Annotated in this window: 21 protein-coding genes; 17 read left to right on the forward strand and 4 right to left on the reverse strand. The window is 38.9% G+C overall.

Features of this window, described 5'->3' with window-relative positions; all coding sequences use genetic code 11:
• Position 1 precedes the first annotated feature (1 nt).
• From ACHLI0_RS01155 to ACHLI0_RS01205, 11 genes are read left to right on the forward strand one after another with little or no spacing between them, the layout of a single operon-like run.
• Positions 2 to 1,273: an ATP-grasp domain-containing protein gene (locus ACHLI0_RS01155; RefSeq protein WP_178069592.1), complete on the forward strand. Its 1,272-nt coding sequence runs from the start codon at positions 2 to 4 to the stop codon at positions 1,271 to 1,273.
• A gap of 13 nt (positions 1,274 to 1,286) precedes the next feature.
• On the forward strand, positions 1,287 to 2,669 hold the full coding sequence (locus tag ACHLI0_RS01160) for an MmgE/PrpD family protein (protein WP_490748267.1): 1,383 nt from the start codon (positions 1,287 to 1,289) through the stop codon (positions 2,667 to 2,669).
• 19 nt (positions 2,670 to 2,688) lie between these two features.
• Entirely contained in the window at positions 2,689 to 3,654 is a 966-nt protein-coding gene (locus tag ACHLI0_RS01165) for an aldo/keto reductase family protein (protein ID WP_490748268.1), read from the forward strand.
• 23 nt (positions 3,655 to 3,677) lie between these two features.
• Positions 3,678 to 4,811 carry a phosphonopyruvate decarboxylase gene (aepY, locus tag ACHLI0_RS01170; RefSeq protein WP_490748269.1) on the forward strand — a complete coding sequence of 378 codons (1,134 nt, stop codon included), beginning with the start codon at positions 3,678 to 3,680 and terminating at the stop codon, positions 4,809 to 4,811.
• A 33-nt stretch (positions 4,812 to 4,844) separates the two neighbouring features.
• Positions 4,845 to 5,738, forward strand: coding sequence for a peptidase (locus tag ACHLI0_RS01175; RefSeq protein WP_178069599.1), 894 nt, complete (start codon positions 4,845 to 4,847; stop codon positions 5,736 to 5,738).
• A gap of 28 nt (positions 5,739 to 5,766) precedes the next feature.
• Positions 5,767 to 6,906, forward strand: a complete 1,140-nt coding sequence (locus ACHLI0_RS01180) for an HpcH/HpaI aldolase/citrate lyase family protein (protein WP_490748270.1) — start codon at positions 5,767 to 5,769, stop codon at positions 6,904 to 6,906.
• 14 nt (positions 6,907 to 6,920) lie between these two features.
• On the forward strand, positions 6,921 to 7,424 hold the full coding sequence (locus ACHLI0_RS01185; protein ID WP_178069587.1) for a fumarate hydratase C-terminal domain-containing protein: 504 nt from the start codon (positions 6,921 to 6,923) through the stop codon (positions 7,422 to 7,424).
• A 12-nt stretch (positions 7,425 to 7,436) separates the two neighbouring features.
• Positions 7,437 to 8,291: a fumarate hydratase gene (locus tag ACHLI0_RS01190; RefSeq protein WP_321673534.1), complete on the forward strand. Its 855-nt coding sequence runs from the start codon at positions 7,437 to 7,439 to the stop codon at positions 8,289 to 8,291.
• A 55-nt stretch (positions 8,292 to 8,346) separates the two neighbouring features.
• Positions 8,347 to 9,354, forward strand: coding sequence for a glycosyltransferase family 2 protein (locus ACHLI0_RS01195; protein WP_490748271.1), 1,008 nt, complete (start codon positions 8,347 to 8,349; stop codon positions 9,352 to 9,354).
• A 31-nt stretch (positions 9,355 to 9,385) separates the two neighbouring features.
• Positions 9,386 to 10,852 (forward strand): O-antigen polysaccharide polymerase Wzy family protein, encoded by a 1,467-nt coding sequence (locus tag ACHLI0_RS01200; protein WP_490748272.1) that lies wholly within the window; start codon positions 9,386 to 9,388, stop codon positions 10,850 to 10,852.
• A gap of 32 nt (positions 10,853 to 10,884) precedes the next feature.
• The gene (locus ACHLI0_RS01205) at positions 10,885 to 12,336 is read left to right on the forward strand and encodes a flippase (protein ID WP_490748273.1); all 1,452 of its coding nucleotides are present in this window, start codon (positions 10,885 to 10,887) and stop codon (positions 12,334 to 12,336) included.
• A 114-nt stretch (positions 12,337 to 12,450) separates the two neighbouring features.
• Here ACHLI0_RS01205 and ACHLI0_RS01210 read toward each other — a convergent pair whose 3' ends face one another.
• From ACHLI0_RS01210 to ACHLI0_RS01220, 3 genes are read right to left on the reverse strand one after another with little or no spacing between them, the layout of a single operon-like run.
• Positions 12,451 to 12,885 carry an N-acetylmuramoyl-L-alanine amidase gene (locus ACHLI0_RS01210; RefSeq protein WP_490748274.1) on the reverse strand — a complete coding sequence of 145 codons (435 nt, stop codon included), beginning with the start codon at positions 12,883 to 12,885 and terminating at the stop codon, positions 12,451 to 12,453.
• Positions 12,882 to 12,974, reverse strand: coding sequence for a smalltalk protein (locus ACHLI0_RS01215; RefSeq protein ID WP_155521379.1), 93 nt, complete (start codon positions 12,972 to 12,974; stop codon positions 12,882 to 12,884). Before ACHLI0_RS01215 ends, ACHLI0_RS01210 begins: the two co-directional genes overlap by 4 nt.
• Positions 12,975 to 12,997: 23 nt before the next feature.
• Positions 12,998 to 13,483: an HU family DNA-binding protein gene (locus tag ACHLI0_RS01220; RefSeq protein WP_490748275.1), complete on the reverse strand. Its 486-nt coding sequence runs from the start codon at positions 13,481 to 13,483 to the stop codon at positions 12,998 to 13,000.
• 218 nt (positions 13,484 to 13,701) lie between these two features.
• Here ACHLI0_RS01220 and ACHLI0_RS01225 point away from each other — a divergent pair, with 218 nt between their 5' ends.
• Complete coding sequence (locus ACHLI0_RS01225; protein ID WP_055218532.1) at positions 13,702 to 13,977, forward strand: DUF4248 domain-containing protein; 276 nt, start codon at positions 13,702 to 13,704, stop codon at positions 13,975 to 13,977.
• Positions 13,978 to 14,300: 323 nt separating this feature from the next.
• Here ACHLI0_RS01225 and ACHLI0_RS01230 read toward each other — a convergent pair whose 3' ends face one another.
• Positions 14,301 to 16,412 carry a VapE domain-containing protein gene (locus ACHLI0_RS01230; RefSeq protein ID WP_490748276.1) on the reverse strand — a complete coding sequence of 704 codons (2,112 nt, stop codon included), beginning with the start codon at positions 16,410 to 16,412 and terminating at the stop codon, positions 14,301 to 14,303.
• 158 nt (positions 16,413 to 16,570) lie between these two features.
• Between ACHLI0_RS01230 and ACHLI0_RS01235 the strand changes: the two genes are divergently transcribed.
• From ACHLI0_RS01235 to ACHLI0_RS01255, 5 genes are all read left to right on the forward strand, one after another.
• A complete protein-coding gene (locus ACHLI0_RS01235) occupies positions 16,571 to 16,918 on the forward strand; it encodes a hypothetical protein (RefSeq protein ID WP_055217666.1) in 348 nt (115 codons plus the stop codon).
• A gap of 84 nt (positions 16,919 to 17,002) precedes the next feature.
• Complete coding sequence (locus tag ACHLI0_RS01240) at positions 17,003 to 17,410, forward strand: hypothetical protein (RefSeq protein ID WP_055218534.1); 408 nt, start codon at positions 17,003 to 17,005, stop codon at positions 17,408 to 17,410.
• Positions 17,411 to 17,413: 3 nt separating this feature from the next.
• Entirely contained in the window at positions 17,414 to 18,718 is a 1,305-nt protein-coding gene (locus tag ACHLI0_RS01245; RefSeq protein WP_055217667.1) for a DUF3440 domain-containing protein, read from the forward strand.
• Complete coding sequence (locus ACHLI0_RS01250) at positions 18,715 to 19,257, forward strand: IbrB-like domain-containing protein (RefSeq protein ID WP_055217668.1); 543 nt, start codon at positions 18,715 to 18,717, stop codon at positions 19,255 to 19,257. The genes ACHLI0_RS01245 and ACHLI0_RS01250 overlap by 4 nt, the downstream gene beginning before the upstream one ends.
• Positions 19,258 to 19,607: 350 nt before the next feature.
• Positions 19,608 to 19,976, forward strand: a complete 369-nt coding sequence (locus ACHLI0_RS01255) for a hypothetical protein (RefSeq protein WP_258973558.1) — start codon at positions 19,608 to 19,610, stop codon at positions 19,974 to 19,976.
• The last annotated feature ends 352 nt before the right edge of the window (positions 19,977 to 20,328 follow it).

The raw sequence follows: 20,328 nt of genomic DNA on the forward strand, positions 1-20,328 counted from the left end.
CATGAATTTGAGAGGAAAACGTCTTTTGTATATTGGAGGTAGTGCATCAGTAACTGATATTGCAAGTTATACAAAAGCAAATGGAATCAAATTGCTGACGGCTGGAAAAGTGATTTCTGATGAAATGATAGCTTTAACAGATGAACAGTATGTGGTTGACATTTCTGATAGGGAATGTCTGAAAAAGATTGCGGTAGAGCAAAAAGTTGATGGTATATTAGTTATAGGTAATGAGGATATCATTACTTGTGTAATTGATGTTGCAGAGAACATCGGACTTCAGTTCTATGTAAATAGAGAACAATGGACAGAGTTACAGGATAAGAGAAATTTCAAGAAGAACTGTATAAAACATGGCATTTCAGTAGTGGAGACATATGAATTGGCAGATAGCTGTGATACAGTACTAATTCCAATGAATGCCTATCCTGTAGTTTTGAAGCCTGCCGATAGTTGCGGATCAAAAGGTATTTCAATCTGTAATTCTAGCGAAGAAGTGAAACAGGCTATGCAGAAAGCAGAATCGTTTTCCAGGACAAAACGCTTTTTGTGTGAGAAGTATATGGACTGCCCCGAGATCACTATTAAATATTTATTTGATCGTGGTAGTATATATCTTTGGGAAGTAAATGATCGGTATGTTAATCGAGAACAGAAAAACGTAGGTGCAATTGCTAATTGTACCGTATATCCATCGAAATATACAAAACTGTATTTGGATACTATGCATTCAAAAATGGTTGAAATCTTTAATGAGTTTAACTTCTATAATGGAACGATGTTCATTCAGGCATTTGTGGATGGAGATGTTATTCGTCCCTATGATCCGGGTATTAGGTTTTCTGGTGGATTATCGTACTTTATAACAGAATATGTTTTTGGTGTTAATCCTTTAGAGTTTATGATAAATGCAGCTCTTGTAGGGCAGATGTACTTGGGTGAAGAGAACCCTCTTGAGAAGATAAATGTGGATATGGACGGTAGATACATAGCGAATTATTCTGTTTTGGCAAAGGCTGGCATCATTTCAGAAATATATGGTATGGACACTGTCATGCAGATGCCGGAAGTTTTTAAATCATTGCAATTACTTAACATTGGTGATGAAGTGAGAATGGTAGGTACTTTGCAACAGGTATTTGCAAGATTTCAAATAGAAGCTAGAAGTAGAAAAGAACTGAATGAAGTAATAGTTACAATATATAATACCATTCAACTTAGAGGAGTAGATGGGGAAGATATGAAGCTTTATCAGAAAATCAATATTCTGTAAGGTATAGAAGATTATGGAGAACTATACAAAAGCATTAGTGGATTTTGCTGCGGAAATCGAATATAGGGATCTGTCTCATAGTGTTATTGAGCAAACTAAAATGTTCATTGCAGATTATTATGCGGCGAGTCTGGCGGGGTATCGGGTTAATGGAAAGTTTAACTCAGTGGTAATGGCTGTTCTGAAAGAAGAAGGAGGTACTGAGCAAGCATCCATATTGTTTGAAGAAAAGAAATATCCAATAAGTAATGCAGCTTTTATGAATGCAGTTTATGCGCATGGTGCGGATATGGATGATGGTAATCGAAAATCTGGAGGACACATAGGAACACACATAATGTCTTCTGTCTTTGCATTAAGTGAAAAGTTGGATGTGACTTGGAAGGATGTTATTGTTGCAATTAATATCGGGTATGATTTTTTCAACAGGGTAGCTGGGGCTGCACAACCAGGGCTTTATAGTAAGGGTTTTCATTCAACAGGAATTGCGGGTGCGATAGCTAGTGGAGCAGCCTGTGCCAAACTAATGGGGTTGGATAGAAATGGAATTTATAATAGCGTTTCTTTAGCTGCATTTCAGTCAAGTGGGTTAATTATTATAGATGAAAGTGGGCAAAGTTGTAAGCCTGTGAATCCTGCGAATGCAGCAAGAACAGGTGTAATTGCTGCTATGATGGCTGAAAAAGGTCTGGTAACTCCTCGGAATCCATTGGAGAGTAAAAAAGGCTGGTTTCATGCTTTTACAGATCAAGTTAATGAAACGGTTCTTTTGGATGGTCTTGGTATAGATTTTACAATTTGTGAGAGTTATCTAAAACTATATCCAACTTGTCGTCATACGCATAGTTGCATTGACGCTGCTATAGAGATCAGGAAACAAATTTATGAAAGTAATTACCTCTTATATGATATAGAAAAAGTCTATGTTTTCGTGTATCCGAGTGCGATTAAGTCAGCAGGGACAATTAGCAACCCACAATCACAAGAGGAAGCCAAGTTTTCGATTCATTATGCAGTGGCAACTGCCTTTAGTAAAGGCAACTTTTCCTTGGAGGATCTTGATACAGGAAACCAAGATCATACCATAATAGATAATTTATCGAAAAAGATAGAGTTGATAATTGATGATTCAATGGAGAATAGAGAGAAAGGAATTCGAGGAGCTAGAGTGAAAGTAATTCTTTGTAATGGAAGAATTTTTGAGAAAACTATACTCATCCCAAAAGGTGAAGGGATCAATTCACTTAATTGGGATGATATACAAATGAAAATGCAGGCATGCTCGCAAGGAATTGTTGAAGCAGAACAGGCAAGACTATTTGTAGAAAAGTGTCGATGTATTAATGATGATGATCGTTTTACTCCGATATTATCATTTTTAACCAAAATAAAATAACAAGGAAGGAGCAAAATCAATGAAAGAAAATATAAAACTAATCCTCGGAACAATGACTTTCGGGGAACAAGTATTTGGTGAGGATGTAAAATGTATGGTTCAGAGTTATCTGAATCACGGTTATAAGGAATTGGATACAGCCTACGTATATAATGAAGGAGAGTGTGAGCGTTTGTTGGGGACAGCTTTGAAAGAATTGGATAGAGATACGTATAAAGTTGCAACAAAAGCAAACCCAAGGATTACCGGACGATTGGATAAGGAGGCAGTAATATCACAGTTGAATGAATCATTGCAAAGGCTTAAAGTAAACTATGTAGATACCTTATATCTACATTTTCCAGATCCGGCAACACCTGTGAAATCTGTATTGGAGGGTTGTGCACAGCTTTATGAAGAAGGGAAATTTTTGGAACTGGGACTGAGTAATTTTCCCGCATGGCTGGTAGCCGAAGTTTGGCATATTTGTAAATCTCATGGTTGGATGTTGCCCAAAGTATATGAGGGACTTTATAATCCGTTAAGTAGGCATGCAGAGCGGGAATTGGATAGAGCATTAAATAATTACGGTATGCGCTTTTATGCTTATAATCCTTTAGCTGGAGGAATGTTGACAAATAAATATTCCAGTCAAGACAAAACAATAAAAGCTGGTAGATTTATAAATCGGCCAAATTATCAAAAACGTTATTGGAAAGATTCGTTCTTTGAAGCGATCGATCGCATAAAAGAAGTTTGTGCTGAACATAATATGAATATTGTAGAAGCGGTTTATCGATGGTTGGCATACCATTCAATGCTAAAAGTAGAGCGTGGAGATGGAATTATTATAGGTGCGTCGAGATTAGTTCAATTGGAGCAGAATATGGCAACGGTGGAAAAAGGTTCTTTGCCGGATGAGATAGTCGAGATTATTAATGATGCATGGGAAATAAGTAAAATGGATGCACCGGAATATTTTACATATTATGTACCCAAAAAGTAAAAACACAAAAGAAGTTTAAGAATATGATTAATCAAGAAATCTTTTTGCATACACTGCAGTTGGAAGGTGTGGAATTCTTCACCGGAGTACCAGATTCCTATTTGAATGGATTTTGTGACTATTTGTTAAGGAATATATCACAGGAAAAGAATGTTATAGCGGCTAATGAAGGAAATGCAATTGCCATAGCTGCCGGTCATTTTCTTGCTACTCAGGAGATTCCCCTTGTTTATATGCAGAACTCCGGATTGGGCAATACTATAAATCCTCTTGTTTCACTTGCTGATAAACAGGTTTATGCGATTCCTATGATTCTGTTGGTAGGTTGGAGGGGGCAACCGGGCACTGGAGATTGGGCACAACATGAACTTCAGGGAGAGATTACCCCCGGATTATTGGATTTGATGCATATTCCGTATGATATCTTACCGGATGACAATGATAAAGTGACAGGCATTTTAAAACAGGCTGTTTTGCTGGCAAGGAGCAATCGGAAGCCTTATGCATTAATTGCTCCTAAAGGAGTGATGGCAGGAGAAAAAATGAATAACAAAGATCAAACATATCCTATGAGTCGTGAAGAGGCAATAGAGGTAGTACTTGATCATATGCCTGCTGATACGATTTATAGTGCAACAACAGGGCGTGCAACACGGGAATTATTCTTTTTGCGAGAAAAAAGAAATGAGAGTAAAAAAACAGATTTTTTGAATATTGGTTCTATGGGGCATGCTTCGTCAGTAGCTTTTGGTATTGCTTTGGCAAAACCTCAAAGGAAGGTGGTCTGCCTTGACGGAGATGCTGCCGCAATGATGCATTTGGGAGCTATGACAATGTTGCATAAGTATAATGTACCGAACTATCTGCATATTATATTGAATAATGGAGCGCACGAGTCTGTAGGTGGACAACCTTCAGCGGGACATTTGATTGACTTTACAAAAATAGCGGAATCTTGTGGATACAAGACTATAGGGCATTCCGTAACGACTCGGGAGGAACTGACTCAAGCTATTGAAATATTGGCTAAAGAGCCTTTTGCAGCATTCATTGATGTGCGGATTCATAAAGGGATGAGGGGGAAACTTCCACCACTTGATTTTTCGCATAGAGAAGCCATTGATAACTTAATAAAAGAATTAAATAAGAAAGACTGAAAGGTCAGGGAGGATATGAAAGTGAATAATAGTATGGAACAAACAAGGGCCTTTTTGAAATCAATAGGTTTGCCGGAAGGTGATGCTTACAATTTGCCGACATCCATAAAGAGATTTGAAGATGGAGGTCAATACCGTTTTGAAGTGCCTGGTATCCAGGGACCTAAAGTTATGCAAGCGTTGCTTGAAGCAATGGATGACTATGGAATCTGTCTGCATCGCGTAACACAGACACAAGGTATCATGCGTTTGACTGATGATGAGATTGTTAGAATGGTAGAGTTGGCACACCAATGGAGTACAGACTTGATTTTGGCTATTGGTCCTCGTGCAACTACCGATACTAGTGCGTCTGTCAATACTCCTGAAGGAGTCCGTATGGGGTATCGTCTTCGTGGTCAGGAGCAGATTGTACGCGCTGTAGAAGATGTGAAACGTGCAGCCCGTTTGGGTTGTCGTTCTTTCCTTATTTATGATGAGGGGTGTTTGTGGCTGCTTAATGAAATGCGTAAAGCAGGAGAAATTCCGGAGGAATGTCATTTTAAAGTTTCAGCACATGCCGGTCACGGTAATCCATGTTCTGCTAAGGTTTTGGAGAAGATTGGTGCAAACTCTATAAATCCGGTTCGTGATATTCAGTTACAAATGCTGTCTGCAATGCGTCAGGCAGTAGATTGTCCTATTGATATTCATACGGAAAATCCAAAGTCGACAGGAGGCTTCATACGCCATTATGAAGTTCCGGAGATGATTCGTATTGCAGCTCCGATTTATCTTAAGACCGGTGGATCGGTTGCGCAAACACATAGTTGGGATAGTACACAGGATGATGCAAGGAAGCGTGCGAAACAGGTTGCATTAGTTAAGAGAATAATTGACGAATACTATCCTGAAGCACTTTTGTCACCGAAAGGAAGCATTCGATAAAAGAAATATAAATAAAAGCAAAGAAGAAATGAGACACCATAAATATAATCCGAATTTTGAGTTTATTGTAAAACCGGAAGAGTTTAACAAGTATTCGTATAAGGAAATACTCCAATATTGTCTTGGAGCGACCATGTATATGCCGGGGACAAAAGATTTTTCTCAAAAAATATTGGATAATGAAATACCGGGCTTAACTTCCATGGTATTTTGTTTTGAGGATGCATGCCCAGAGAGCCAGGTAGAAGAAGCGGAAAGAAATGTAATTCATGTACTGGATGTACTTTCTACAGCTCTTGATAATGGAAAACTTACTTATGATAATTTACCACTTATTTTCTGTCGTGTCAGAAATCAGGAGCAGTTTATTCGATTTGCAGGGCAGCTCACAAAACACCATGTGAAGGCTTTAACAGGTATTAATTTCCCGAAATTCAATGCTCATAACGGAAACGTATATATGTTTTATTTGAAGCAACTAAATGAGAGGTTAGGGGATATCATCTATGGAATGCCGATTATAGAAGACTCTGAAGTCGCATTTAGAGAGACGAGAATGACGGAATTGATTGGCATCAGAGAAATACTGGATAATTATAAGGATATAGTTTTGCAAGTACGAGTTGGTGCTACTGATTTTTCTTCTTGCTTTGGAGTACGTAGAGGAGTAGATTATTCTATTTACGATGTATTGACAGTCAGGGAAATTTTATCTGATATTATTAATGTATTTGGAAGAAATAATGACTATGTGATCTCTGGTCCTGTATGGGAATATTTTCGTGTGAGTAAACAAATGATGTTCGAACAACTTCCCAATTATGATATTGAAGACTGTCTGTTAAAAAGGATTCCTATTGTAAATACCGAAATTGACGGATTGTTGAGAGAGGTCGTTTTAGACAAGGCGAATGGTTTTGTAGGAAGAACTGTCATTCATCCATCTCACATTAAATATGTTAATGCGATGCAGGCTGTGACAAAGGAAGAATATCAAGATGCGATGAATATTCTTAATAGTGACAAAGGAGGTGTTTTTAAAGGTGAAAGTGGTAATAAAATGAATGAAGTAAAACCTCATACAAACTGGGCGACCAAGGTGTATATGAAATCCCGAGCTTATGGGGTGATCGATAACGAAAATAGCTATATTAAGCTGTTCTCATAAACGAAGGAGAAGCAATGAAGACAATAACGACACCAATTTCAGAAGAAATGGCTAGTGATTTGCATGTTGGAGATATGGTTCTGATAACAGGTAAGATATACTGTGGACGTGATGCTGTACTCCCGAAAATTTGCAAGTTGATAGAAAATGAAACTTTAGGTGAATACGATATTGATTTGCGGGGGAGTGTTATTTTTCATACAGCTGTTAGTCCGGCAGGAGTTGGGCCAACTTCCAGCAATAAGTTGGAGATAGAGGAAAGTTTTCCCTTGCTTTCTAAAGCAGGAGTGAAAATGCATTTGGGAAAAGGAGTAATTGGGAAAAATACGATTACTGCACTTGATGAATATAATTCCGTTTTTGCAGTGATCCCCCCAGTCACGGCATTGCTTGGGGAGAACATGCTCTCGCAAAGACTGGTTGCTTTCCCAGAGTTAGGAATGGAGGCATTTTATGAGTTGGAGGTAAAAGATTATCCAGCGATCATTGGCGCTGCACATAATGAAAGTATTTATTGAGGAGGACAAGGCATGAGGTATGATAAAAGAATTGTAAATAGAGTATGCGAAACATTGGTTAGTTCCGGTTCGACTTTCCTTCCGGATAAAATAAGAGCATATGAGAAAGCAATCCAGAGCGAAACTAATGAACAGGCAAAGTGGGCGATGAAAGCTATTTGGGAGAATGCATTGGTTGCAAAAAAGAATAGAAGCCCTCTTTGTGACGATACGGGCATACCGCATCTGATATTAGAAGTAGGACCTGATAGGGTAGTGACTGGCAATATGCTGGAATCTATAAAAGAAGGAATAAGGCAAGGATTAAGAACATTACCAGGACGCCCTATGGCAGTGAAAGGTGATGATAGCCACAGAATTGATCAGTCATTGGGGCTGGATGAGGATCCTGCCGCTTTGGAAGCAGCACCAATTTTGATTCGAAATATTGAAGATAATGTAATAAAACTTCATATTTTAATGTTTGGTGGTGGTCCTGCTATCAGAGGAAAAACTTATCGTGTTTTTCATAAGCATAATGTGCAAACAGTATTGGATGAGATTATATCATGGGCAACGGAAGGAACAACTATGCTCGGATGCACCCCATGTACTTTGGCTGTAGGTGTCGGTCGCTCTCATTATGAGGCTTCGTCAATGATGCTTCAGGCTTTGGTTGATGGGACCTATGACAAACAGAACGACATGGAGAAAGAAATAACAGCTAGAGTAAATGCGGTTGGTGTAGGGCCTTTGGGATTAGGTGGCAATACTACTGTACTTGCTACTTTTATGAAAGTCGGTCCGCAAAGAGCCAGTGGTGTTCGTGTGGTGTGTATGCGCCCATGCTGTTGTGTTGAACCGAGAATTGCAATGGTGGAATTGTAAATAAAATACAACGAATGCATGCGTAAGAAAATGTCAAACTATAAAATAGATAGGAATGCCAAAAGTATCGATTATTGTTCCTGTATATAACGCTGAGAAAACACTTTGTAAATGCCTTGATAGTTTGGTGGGGCAAACATACAGGGATATCGAAATACTGCTTATAAATGATGGATCTTCTGATAATAGTCAGAAGATATGTGAGTCATATGCAAATAGATTTTCGGAGGTGCTATTAATCAATCAGAATAACTCAGGGCCGGCAACGGCACGTAACACCGGAATAAATCGTGCGAGAGGCAAATACTTGTCTTTTGTAGATGCTGACGATTATGTTGAGAGTAATATGATTGAAAAGATGATTAGTGTTGCGGAAGATAATCATGCAGAAATGGTTATTTGCGGGTATTATCAGGAGTTTTCAGAAACGATCAAAAAACACGAATTCTCTTATGCTCCTGGATTATATGTAGGAGATGAGTCAAGAAAAATAGCAAAAGAATTAATAAGTGATGTCTCTAATACCAGAATCCCGCCTTACTCTTGGATAAGGATGGTTTTGAAAACTTCATTAGATAAGCCTGAAATACGATATGCCGCAGGAATGATACGAAGTGAGGATTATTATTTTTTTGTTCAACTTCATTTTCGCATAAATCGTTTGTTTTTGCTTACGGACAAACCGCTTTATCATTATATGGAGATAGATAGCTCCATAACTCATAGATATGTGCCTAAATATTGGAATTCTGTGAAAGAAATATACTTTGGGTTGAGGGATAGGCTTCCAAAAGACGAAGACATAACGAAGAGGCTGGATGTGATGCTTATTCAGCGTTCCCTGATAGCACTTAATAATTCGGCAAGATGTAATAATAAGGATGTATTCAGAAAAGAAGTATATGAAATTGTCAGTGATGATGATCTTAAATCAGTTATATGCCGGATGAGAATATCGGAAGGTGTCAGAAAATTCCGGGCTTATTATTTTTTAATGCGAATGGGTATGTATGTCGCTGTGTATTGGAGATTTCTGTTGAAATATAATAGAGAAATGAAATAAGCGGTTGTTTGAGATAACAGGAGAATTCTAAATGTTTAAAATAGATAAGAAAACTTTTAATTATATATTGTATTTTGGGGTAGCCTTTGGTGTGTGCGGAAGTTATATTCTGCTTACAGAAAGCTATTCATTACTAATTATCCTTCCATGTATCATTTTCTGCTTAGGGATGAAATATGCCTTAAGAGATTTTTACAATAATATTTTCTTGTTTTCGTTTCTGGTTTGTTTCTTTACCTTTTTATTAGGTGGTCAGGTTCTTAATAAAATTATGCATGTGTATGGTTATGATTTTCCAGAAAAGATTGAGATACATACAGATTTTGTTTTATTGATAAGCTTAGTTGGATTACTATTAGGGTATATACTTGTTGATAAGACGAAGACGAAAAAGAAAAAAACTGTAAATCTTATTGATTATGATAGTGGTTATTACAAAAACGTGAGGAAAATAAGTAAATACTATTTTTATGCAACGTATTTTCTGTGGATTCTAATTCTGTTAGATATTGTTCTTTATGTAGTACAGTATGGATATATTAATTACTATTTGTCATATTCGAGCAGAATACCTGCGGTTATGAGGGAAATAGGATATATGGCTCCAGCAGCATTGTTCATATATTTGGCTACAATGCCGAAAAAGAAAGAAGCAAAAATTCCAATAATTATGTACTCTATCTATCTACTTTTGTCGTTGGGGACAGGGAGACGTATTTATTTTATGACTGGCTTACTAGTAATTTTTGCTTATATGATGTTGCGGAATGTTATTCATCCGGAGGCAAAACCTTGGATCAGTAAAAAGAATATCATCAGGATTTGTATTGTAGTACCATTTTTGTTGATATTGATGTATTTGTTTGAATATATACGATCAGAAAATTATGTGGGGACTGCATCACAATACTCACCTTTATTCGGTTTTTTTGTTCGCCAGGGAACCTCAATTAATGTTATAAAATATACAGAACTATTTGAACTGAGACTTAATCCGGATGCTTATTATTCATTGTATAATACCTTGAGATGGCTACAAGACAGTTGGATTGACAAACTCTTGAATTTAGATATGTCATTTGCATTTGGAAGACAATCACCGGAGACAGCAACAACAGGAACATATCTGGCAGATTTTGTTTCATATAATGCAAACTCCAATATTTACTTGGATGGAATGGGATACGGTTCTTGCTATATTGAGGAATTATATGTTGATTTTGGTTACATAGGAGTCTTTTTGGGTAATATGCTATATGGTATTTTATTATGCAGACTTTTGAAAAACTCAATGCGAAAAGGTAATATATGGCTGATGGCGGTTGGATTGTTTATAATAGATGCGATATTTAAAGCACCTCGTGCCACTTATGATTCATTTTTTGGTCAGTTTCTATATTTTAATTCTTGGGGACCATTTTTGGTGGTTTTTCTTTTCGTCAATTTATATAGCAGACACGGTATAAGAAGTAACAAGTCTAATTGTGTTAATGTTTGATTATCAATAGTAGAAGATAGCAGAAAGCGATCATGACTAAAAATAAATCGTTAGGTGTAAATGCTTTATTGAACGGGATACGAACAGTACTTAATTTACTTTTTCCGATCATAACCTTTCCTTATGTGTCACGTGTTCTTCAAGTAGAGAATATAGGTAAGTATAATTTTGCATTGTCACTGAATCAATATTTTCTATTGATTGCTGCTCTGGGAATTACAACATATGCGATAAGAGAGGGAACAAAATATAGAGACCAGAGAAAAGAATTTGATCAGTTTGCCAGCGAGATTTTCTCTATCAATTTAGTGTCAACTATTGTAGCATATTTGCTTATGGTTATTTGTCTTATAACCGTTCCAAAGTTTTATAGTTACAGATTGATCATATTGATATTTAGTATTGAACTCATATTTACAACTATAGGTACCGAATGGATCTTCTCGATTTTTGAAGAGTATGCATATATTACGATTCGCAGTATTGTATTTAAGATCGTTTCCATCATTCTATTGCTGGTTTTAGTAAGGAAACCAGAAGATTATATTATTTATGCAGGAATTACAGTTTTTGCGAATGCAGGATCAAATATCTTGAATTTTATTCATGCCAAAAAGTACTGTCAATTAAGAATTACATTAGATTGTAATTGGAGAAAACATATAGCTCCAATTCTGGTTATATTCGCATCAACTATGGCTACCTCCATTTATGTGAATTCGGATATGACAATGTTGGGCTTCATGGCTACAAATTATGAGGTGGGCATATATTCTGTGTCATCTAAAGTTTATAGGATAGTAAAAATGATGCTTTCATCAGTTCTTGTCGTGTCTATACCTCGATTGGCATTGTTAATGGGACAGAATCGTATGGGAGAGTATAAGAAAACTCTCATGCGGATATTTAATGTATTGACTATTTTGGTTCTGCCGGCTGTTGTTGGATTGTATTTACTAAGTAAAGAGATTGTTTTATTGATTTCGGATGCTACATATATTCAAGCAGTAACTTCTTTGCAATTGCTTAGCATTGCGCTTGCTTTTTGTATATTCGGGTGGATTTTTAATCAGTGTGTATTGATTCCGGCAAAAAAAGAGAAAATAGTCTTAATAGCAACGATTGTTAGTGCAATTGCAAATATTGTTATTAACTTCGTATTGATTCCGGTTTGGAAAGAAAATGCAGCAGCATTTTCAACGGTTGTAGCAGAGGCTATTATGATGATTATTTGTTTATACTATGGATTGAAAGTTGTGAGACTGAATTCTGATGTAGTAAATAACATTGTGACAGTTGCTTTGGGATGTATAGTGGTTTCACTTATCTGCATTCTAATTCGACAGCTTGGCATGCCTGATATTTTCACACTATGTATAAGCGTTTTTGCATCTGTTTTAGGATATAGCTTTTCACTAATTCTATTTAGGAATAGAATTGCATTAGAGTTCACAAAAAAGGTTTTTATAAGACTAAAAAAATAAGAAACAGCTGGATTTTTACCGCTAAAAGAAAATAAGCATGATCATTTGTTTTCATAAATGCAAAAATAAAGGTGGTTGAAAACCACCTTTATTTTTAATACCTATAAAAGACTTTTATAAATTCTCATACTCCTTCCTCGCATCAAAACAAGGACACGTTTTATGAATACTCGCACTTAACTGATAATGCCCCACAATCTTTGCCTCGGGATAAAGTTGTTTCAATTCTCCCAATACCCGCCGAAGCGTTTCTTTCTGTAAAGGCGTCCGTGTATCGGCCGGCTTTCCCTGCTCGTCCAGACCGCCTTCATAGCAGATGGCAAGACTATGCAGGTTAAAACCTATTGCATGAGCACCGATCTGTGCCATGGGACGGGTATGGTGAAGCATTCCATCCTTGGTGACATAAAAATGATAACCGATGCCTTTAAAGCCGCGTTGCAGATGACATTGAAGCAGTTGTTCTTCTGTGAAAGGAATATTGACGCGGGTGGCGCTGCAATGTACTACGATGTACTGAATGCTTCGTGCTAAATATTCCTCTTTCATATACATGAGGTCACACCCAGGGCGGACACGATAGAAGTAGCTACTGTGATGATGATTTGAAGAATCTGTTTCCAAATTGATTTTTTCATGATTTTTGAATTTTATGTTAGAATTATACTGTCGGGTCCGGTGCTTCTTCGTCACCTCCTCCGGGATTAGGGTTCGGGTTAGGATCGACAACATCGTCGTCATCCTCTTCCTCCTTACCCGCTTTAATCAGCGAATATTTCATCGCCTTACACATATCCATAAGCATAGAGCCGGGATGGAAGCGTACGCGGGAAATTTTGATACAGCTGGAAGCCTTGAACTCCTTGGCTGTTTCGGTGGCAGTGCCGGTAACAATCGTCACACGGAAGCGTCCCAAATCACCGAGAATGACGATATTCCCCAATTCCAACTGATTCTTGATTTCTAACAGAAACTCAGTGATGCAGCCTTTCAATTCACCGATGGAATAAGAAGAACGTTCGGAGATACGCTTGATGACTTCGTTCGTATCCACCTTGCGGTTACTGTGAGCCGTTGCATAGAACTTCGCTGTCTCTAATGGTTTAAGCGGATTCTTCCGCGCTACTAATACATACTTTTGTGACATACTTTAATTTACAATTTAATGGTTACTTTTTTAATTGATTGTTCTCAAGTCAGGATCCTTTTCTCATTGATTACTCTGCAAAGATACAACACAAGGGAAAGAGAACGGACGACAGTGAACGGTACTAAACTATGGTTAATATATTTGACTAAATATTTGATATTCTACAGAAAAAGCAGTATCTTTATATCATTAAAGAACATACAAATCCAAACAAAATGGAAGATATTAAATTCAGTGTGAGATGTTATGATAAAGTAGAGTTGGCGAAAATGTATTTCCCGAAGCTTAGTAATCCGGTATCCGTAGCAAAGCTGCGCCGGTGGATGCGCAATTGCATGCCACTGATGGAAGAGCTGACGGCAGGAGATTTTCATCCGAAAATGAAAATGTTCAGCGCACGGGAGGTTCGCCTGATTGTACGTTTTCTGGGAGAACCGGACGGATACACAACGGCCTCGGAAGAGAATCGGAATAATCGACCGTTCAATTAAACTGAATCAACCGCTCGATCAGACTAAAATGACCGCTTGATTGAACAAAGATGACCGCTTGATTTACTCCACTCAACCGTATCTTTGTATCAGAACGACCGCTCGTTTTCACTTAATTGAGCGGTCGTTTTTCATGCCAATATAGGACGTGGGTAAAGGGACGGGTGACAAAATGACAAAGCATAAAAGGAGTAAAAGACTATATATAGGAAAATAATTAAATATCTATTTTTATTTTTTCTGTATTCTATTAATTATTTATTTTTCCTATATATGTTAGAAAACAGAGTTTATTTTTGCCACTTTGTCACCCATCTACTTATTTAGAAAAAGATATCAGGACCATCTGTCTCTTCTTTTGAAGGAGTATAGCGCTGGTTTTCAGCAATCTCTTTATTGGTAAGCTCTATGACCAGAAATCCCCGGAGTTTTTTGGTACGTGCCTGGCGAAACCCGAATTTCTCCAAAGCCTGACGGGTTTTCGTATGCGAAAGTACATACTTGGTTCCCAGGCTGACAGTCGTCATGATTCTGGTAACGGACAGTAACACCGGCTTTTCTCCCGGTAGGGGAAGACGGTAATGTTCCAGAACCAATTCTTCTTCAATGCTGGGTTCCTTAAACCATTCATTGTGCTCTTTGACATCTTGTGCTTCATCTCCCTCAAACCAGTAGCAGAAACCGGAACAGTAGAGTGACCAAGCCTGAGCATACATTCCATCGTAAGGAAGGGAATCCAGCGCCGAAGCATTGATGTTGAGTACATATATGGAGAGCCATCGGCGATTGTACCCATCCGGCAGGTAATACCGGTTGTTGCCTGTGGCACAGAAAGAACTGCAGTGTGACAGGTATTCTCTGTTGTGGGCATACGCGGCACGGGTATTGACTTCGGGCAGCGTCACGCTTGCCTTGATCCGGTTCATTTTCGACATACTCATGCTGTCGATCTCTTCCAGACAGATGATCAGGCTCTCGGCAATCTCCAGCAGATCGTCTTTGGTAAATGCACCGGTGCTGACTTTCGGACAGAAATATTTTTGCAATTCCGGTGGAATCAGTTTTTTGATGAAAGTGGTCTTATAGACTCCTTCTTCGCCAATGAGTGTCAGTATCTCATGGTTGATGACTTCCGGAACGAGATTGGATGCCACATACGCAACGAACCATTTTTTGAAAACATGCTGGAAATAACGGCGGTCGGTTGTCTCAACCAGATCGGCTACCTGAGAAATGTAATCGGTTACTCCGTCCCACTTCGACAGTCCCTCGACATACGTCTGAAACGGATGAAAGTTGCCTATAAATTCCGAATTCAGGATGCTTGAGAAAATCCTATAGGAAGTATATAATCCTTTTTTCTGAGCGCGCAGCCAAAGAGTGTTTTCATCACTATCCGTCAATGGCCGGAATTTTGTTTCTTCCACCATGCAGATTTCCCGGCGATGATTGAAGACATTAATACGAACCTCTGTCTGAGTATTGATAAAATCCTCTAGTTCCTCTATTGTAGCGTAGTTAAATTCGGGAGTATCTTTGCGCTTTCGGGAAGGGTGGGGAAGTGGCCGGCTACCATGTTCTTCGGTATGCTGGTAGACCGAATGACAGATGGAGGCGATGACGGAGGAGTTATAATCCTCGAAATGATTCACCGCCCAGTCACAGGCATCTTCTTCGGGTACTCCGAAACCGTTCATCAGATAAAGGGCGCAAGATACATATTCATTGTAGCGTCCTTCCGTATACGCCTTGCCTTGCTGTGCGAGCATGTCCAAAACGGCGGGTTCGGCAAGTCCGACTTCGGTACTGTGTATCTTGCGTGGGCGACCCGGTTTCTTTTTCGTCTTTTTTTCTTCGGAAGGGATTTCAATATGCATCCTCTCTGCCTCCGGATTGAAATAGGCATGCTTGTGCTCGCACAATACACTGCATCGGGTAGCATCCTTGCACTTCGGATCGGCTTTGAACGAAAGAAGGCGTGCGTAATGTTCGTTGCCTTGGGAATAAGCATGCGGATGACAGGCTATGTCCGTCACGTCTGTCCGGTAGATGATGCGCAGCCCTGCGTTGGAAATGGTAATGTAGGCAAGCACCACATAAGGATCATCGGCAAGCAACTCCAGGGCATGGAGAAGTTTCTCCATAGGCTGATCGTCGAAATCGACCATGCAGCGACCGGTGTAGGCAGTTACATGCTTTTGGGCGTGTCCTCCTTTGCAGGTCACACTGGGAGTGAAGCACAATGCTTTCGTTTTCTCCTTGTCGGCATCTGTATGGAGACCGACAGAAGTGAAGTAACGAAATTTCTCGGTAGAATCGTGAAGAGAATCACCGGTTATAAGACGATGGAGTTCCTCCATCGTGACGGGTACGGGAGCTTTGTCCCGCATACCCTTAAATAAACTAGCTTCTTCGTTGAGCTCAGGTTTATCCATGTTTATAGAGTTTATAATGAATTGAGATGGAACTGGATTTTCCAGCTCTGCGGTGGCAAAATTAGATTGAAAAAAATAGTCTTTGCTCCCGTTTTCGGGAACAAAAAGAAAATAATTTTTATAAGTAAAATAGAAATAGGTATACTAAAAAGTTTGATATGGAAAATAATGAAGAGACTTTACTGGAAAGAGTAAGAAGAATTGAGAAAATATTGCAGGGAAAAGGAAAAGGCCATATAACTTTCCGTGCGATAAGGGAAGAACTTTCGTGCGGATCGGGAAAGGCAAATGCTATGACACATGGGAAAGATTGCAAACTGATGAGTTATTCGGAGTTCTTTTCTTTTCTGTTCGACTGTCGGAACATGAAAATAGAAACTTCTCTGGCTTTGGACATGGTGGAAGAAGCGATAAAAAACAAAGAAGAAATCGCCATTGTCCGATTGGATAAACGTACGCATCAGGTGGTGGGGGAACTAGAAATTATCATGAAACAAGAGGGGTAATTGCTAAAAAACAAATTTTTTACGCATGCTTTGTGTTGAAACGAGGAAATTTTACCTATTTTTGTCTGTCTATTTTTGAATGCTATGATACAGGTAATACAATTAAAAGGAAAAGACAAACATTTATATCAGCTTTTGGCGCCTCTAGTAATGGATCCGGATGTAATACGTGCAAATAATAACTATCCGTTCAAAACAAGCGAAGATTTCGTTTGGTACATTGCGATTGATAACAGAGATGTGATAGGCTTTATCCCGATTGAACAGAAAAGCGGGAAAAAGGCTGTCATTAATAATTATTATGTAGCTGCGGTGGACGAGAAACGAAAAGAGATCTTGTCGCTTCTGCTATCTTCTGTAGTCACGGCATTTATACCTGCGGGTTGGACGCTTAACTCTGTCACGCTGATACAAGATCAGGAAACTTTTGAGAAATTCGAGTTTGCATCTATGGACAAGAAGTGGACACGCTATGTAAAAATGAACAGATGAATTATGGGAAAAAAAACAATCACAGGAACAAAAAATGTATATGAATTAGCACAAGAGCGACTGAAGGTAATATTTAACGAGTTTGATAATATTTATGTATCTTTCTCGGGGGGAAAGGATAGTGGGGTACTGCTGAATATGTGTATCGACTATATCAGGCGGAATAATCTGAAAATACGTTTGGGAGTATTTCACATGGACTATGAGATTCAATACAAGATGACCATCGACTATGTGGACAGAATACTGGAGGCGAACAAGGACATTCTGGATGTATACCGGGTGTGCGTGCCTTTCCGGGTATCTACGTGTACATCCATGTATCAGTCTTTCTGGCGCCCCTGGGAGGATAACAAGAAAGATATCTGGGTACGCTCCATGCCTAAGAAGGCCATGAAGAAGGAGGATTTTCCTTTTTATAATACGACCATGTGGGATTATGAATTCCAGATGCGTTTTGCGCAGTGGCTCCATCAGAAAAAGGATGCAGTGCGCACTTGCTGTCTGATCGGCATCCGTACGCAGGAAAGTTTTAACCGCTGGCGCTGTATCTACATGAGCCGCAAATTCCAGATGTATCACAAGTATAGATGGACTTCAAAGGTAGGAAACGACATCTATAATGCCTATCCCATCTTCGACTGGAAGACGACGGATGTGTGGACGGCGAATGGAAAATTCCAGTGGGATTATAATATCCTGTATGACCTGTATTATCGTGCCGGTGTGAATCTGGAACGTCAGCGGGTGGCAAGCCCGTTCATCAATGAAGCGCAGGAGAGTCTGGCGCTCTACCGGGTACTCGACCCTAACACCTGGGGAAAGATGATAGGACGGGTGAATGGTGTGAATTTCACCGGTATGTATGGCGGTACGCACGCCATGGGATGGCAGATGGTCAAACTTCCGGAAGGGTATACCTGGAGGGAGTTTATGTACTTCCTGCTCTCTACCTTGCCTGAACGGGCACGAAAGGGATATCTTCGCAAACTGTCTGTCAGCGTACACTTCTGGCGAACCAAAGGAGGTTGTCTGAGCGATTCGACCATTCAGAAACTGATTGATGCCAAAGTGCCGATTATCGTGATGGATAACAGCAACTATAAGACATTGAAGAAGCCGGTACGCATGGAATATCAGGATGATATCGATATTCCGGAATTCAGGGAAATACCGACTTACAAACGTATGTGTATCTGTATCCTCAAGAATGACCATGCCTGCAAATATATGGGATTCTCGCCTACAAAGGAGGAGATGAGTAAGAGAAGTCAAGTAATGGAACAATATAGAATCATAGTATCATGAGTGTAGATAAAAGTCCAGTCTACGAGGTGAAAGCAGTGCCCGTAGAAAAAGTATTAGCGAACGATTATAACCCGAATGTTGTAGCTCCTCCCGAAATGAAGTTACTGGAGCTTTCGATCTGGGAAGACGGTTTTACGATGCCTTGCGTGTGTTATTACAATAAAGAGGAAGATAATTATATCCTCGTAGATGGTTATCACCGGTATACGGTATTGAAGACATCGAAACGAATTTATAAGCGTGAGAACGGATTGCTTCCGATCGTAGTAATCGATAAGGATTTGTCCAATCGCATGAGTTCTACCATTCGCCACAACCGTGCCCGTGGGATGCATAATATCGAGCTGATGTGTAACATCGTGGCGGAACTGGACAGAGCCGGTATGTCCGACCAGTGGATCATGAAAAATATCGGAATGGACCGGGATGAACTGCTGCGTCTGAAGCAGATTTCGGGACTGGCGGATTTGTTTGCCAACAGGGAGTTCAGCATACCCGATGAAGTAGCGCCTACAGAGACGGAACGGAAATCTCTCTAATTCTCCGACTGAATATACAAACAGATATAAAAGCCTTTGAATGAACTCATTCAGAGGCTTTTTCAGATATATAACAGGGTTCGTGTAGTTTCGAAAAACGAACCTTGTTGATTCTTTTAGATTCTTATTTCGAAAAAGTGTGCCTTTTCTGTATTTTTGATTTTCGAAATTCGCAATCATGTTTCTTAATAATCTCATTATTAGCCTTTCTGCTGAACTTTCGTTGTCTATATGAGAAATGAATGGAATTCATCGTTCCGTAGAATATACCGAATTTTGCAGGGTGAAATTTGGAAGATATCAACTATTGGTAAAGACGTATCTTTTTATAAAATGTAAAACTTGGAAATTTGGAACAACTGATTCATTTAAAACAGAGAATAGTAATTGCTGCCGGAGATATACTGAAGTATATGCCTGCTGATAGTATGAACGCAAACGGTGATGAAATGAACTGTTTTTGCCTTACCGGGCAAATTGAAGATGGTGATGATGACCCTAAAAACTGGATAAGATTGTGTCCAGCTTCAATGACCGGACAAGAAATGACAGACCGCATTATTGTGGAAGACGGGAAGATATTCATCGAGGTACTGCCTAACCCGACTTCCGAATCCAGAACAGGTATTGTACATTTGGCAACAGTCGCGACTTCCCCGTATACAGGAAGTAATACGGTGAAACGGATTAAGATAAGCATCATGCAACTGGGACAGTAAATTATAGCTGTGAGATAAATAAAAGCCCTTGAATAATTACATTCAAGGGCTTTTATTTATAATGAGTTTATATATACTATTATAGTAATTTAATTTCGAAATTCGAAACTTTATGGTCTTATTTTTTCTTGTTGTGTAATAAATTGTTTTATGTATCGGTTTGTTTCATAATATGTAATTCTGTTTTTTGATAATATGAATAATAGTCTTATTCTGTGACTATTATTGTCTGTATGAGAAATGAATGTAATTCTTCCTTTCATGGAATATTCCGAAATTTGCATTATGAGATTTTAGACTATTACAAGAGCCAGTTGGAAAAAGGAATGTTTGATAGAGAATGGAGAAAATT

The sequence above is a fragment of the Bacteroides sp. RCH18 genome (genome assembly GCF_058231005.1).

What these genes read in the sequence shown, in the direction of transcription:
- ACHLI0_RS01185 (WP_178069587.1), top strand. Translation starts at nt 6,921, where the DNA reads ATGAAGACAATAACGACACCAATTTCAGAAGAAATGGCTAGTGATTTG.
- ACHLI0_RS01240 (WP_055218534.1), top strand. Translation starts at nt 17,003, where the DNA reads ATGATACAGGTAATACAATTAAAAGGAAAAGACAAACATTTATATCAG.
- ACHLI0_RS01235 (WP_055217666.1), top strand. Translation starts at nt 16,571, where the DNA reads ATGGAAAATAATGAAGAGACTTTACTGGAAAGAGTAAGAAGAATTGAG.
- ACHLI0_RS01155 (WP_178069592.1), top strand. Translation starts at nt 2, where the DNA reads ATGAATTTGAGAGGAAAACGTCTTTTGTATATTGGAGGTAGTGCATCA.
- ACHLI0_RS01200 (WP_490748272.1), top strand. Translation starts at nt 9,386, where the DNA reads ATGTTTAAAATAGATAAGAAAACTTTTAATTATATATTGTATTTTGGG.
- aepY (WP_490748269.1), top strand. Translation starts at nt 3,678, where the DNA reads ATGATTAATCAAGAAATCTTTTTGCATACACTGCAGTTGGAAGGTGTG.
- ACHLI0_RS01160 (WP_490748267.1), top strand. Translation starts at nt 1,287, where the DNA reads ATGGAGAACTATACAAAAGCATTAGTGGATTTTGCTGCGGAAATCGAA.
- ACHLI0_RS01180 (WP_490748270.1), top strand. Translation starts at nt 5,767, where the DNA reads ATGAGACACCATAAATATAATCCGAATTTTGAGTTTATTGTAAAACCG.
- ACHLI0_RS01225 (WP_055218532.1), top strand. Translation starts at nt 13,702, where the DNA reads ATGGAAGATATTAAATTCAGTGTGAGATGTTATGATAAAGTAGAGTTG.
- ACHLI0_RS01230 (WP_490748276.1), bottom strand. Translation starts at nt 16,412, where the DNA reads ATGGATAAACCTGAGCTCAACGAAGAAGCTAGTTTATTTAAGGGTATG.
- ACHLI0_RS01215 (WP_155521379.1), bottom strand. Translation starts at nt 12,974, where the DNA reads ATGAAAAAATCAATTTGGAAACAGATTCTTCAAATCATCATCACAGTA.
- ACHLI0_RS01205 (WP_490748273.1), top strand. Translation starts at nt 10,885, where the DNA reads ATGACTAAAAATAAATCGTTAGGTGTAAATGCTTTATTGAACGGGATA.
- ACHLI0_RS01165 (WP_490748268.1), top strand. Translation starts at nt 2,689, where the DNA reads ATGAAAGAAAATATAAAACTAATCCTCGGAACAATGACTTTCGGGGAA.
- ACHLI0_RS01220 (WP_490748275.1), bottom strand. Translation starts at nt 13,483, where the DNA reads ATGTCACAAAAGTATGTATTAGTAGCGCGGAAGAATCCGCTTAAACCA.
- ACHLI0_RS01195 (WP_490748271.1), top strand. Translation starts at nt 8,347, where the DNA reads ATGCCAAAAGTATCGATTATTGTTCCTGTATATAACGCTGAGAAAACA.
- ACHLI0_RS01175 (WP_178069599.1), top strand. Translation starts at nt 4,845, where the DNA reads ATGGAACAAACAAGGGCCTTTTTGAAATCAATAGGTTTGCCGGAAGGT.
- ACHLI0_RS01190 (WP_321673534.1), top strand. Translation starts at nt 7,437, where the DNA reads ATGAGGTATGATAAAAGAATTGTAAATAGAGTATGCGAAACATTGGTT.
- ACHLI0_RS01245 (WP_055217667.1), top strand. Translation starts at nt 17,414, where the DNA reads ATGGGAAAAAAAACAATCACAGGAACAAAAAATGTATATGAATTAGCA.
- ACHLI0_RS01250 (WP_055217668.1), top strand. Translation starts at nt 18,715, where the DNA reads ATGAGTGTAGATAAAAGTCCAGTCTACGAGGTGAAAGCAGTGCCCGTA.
- ACHLI0_RS01210 (WP_490748274.1), bottom strand. Translation starts at nt 12,885, where the DNA reads ATGAAAGAGGAATATTTAGCACGAAGCATTCAGTACATCGTAGTACAT.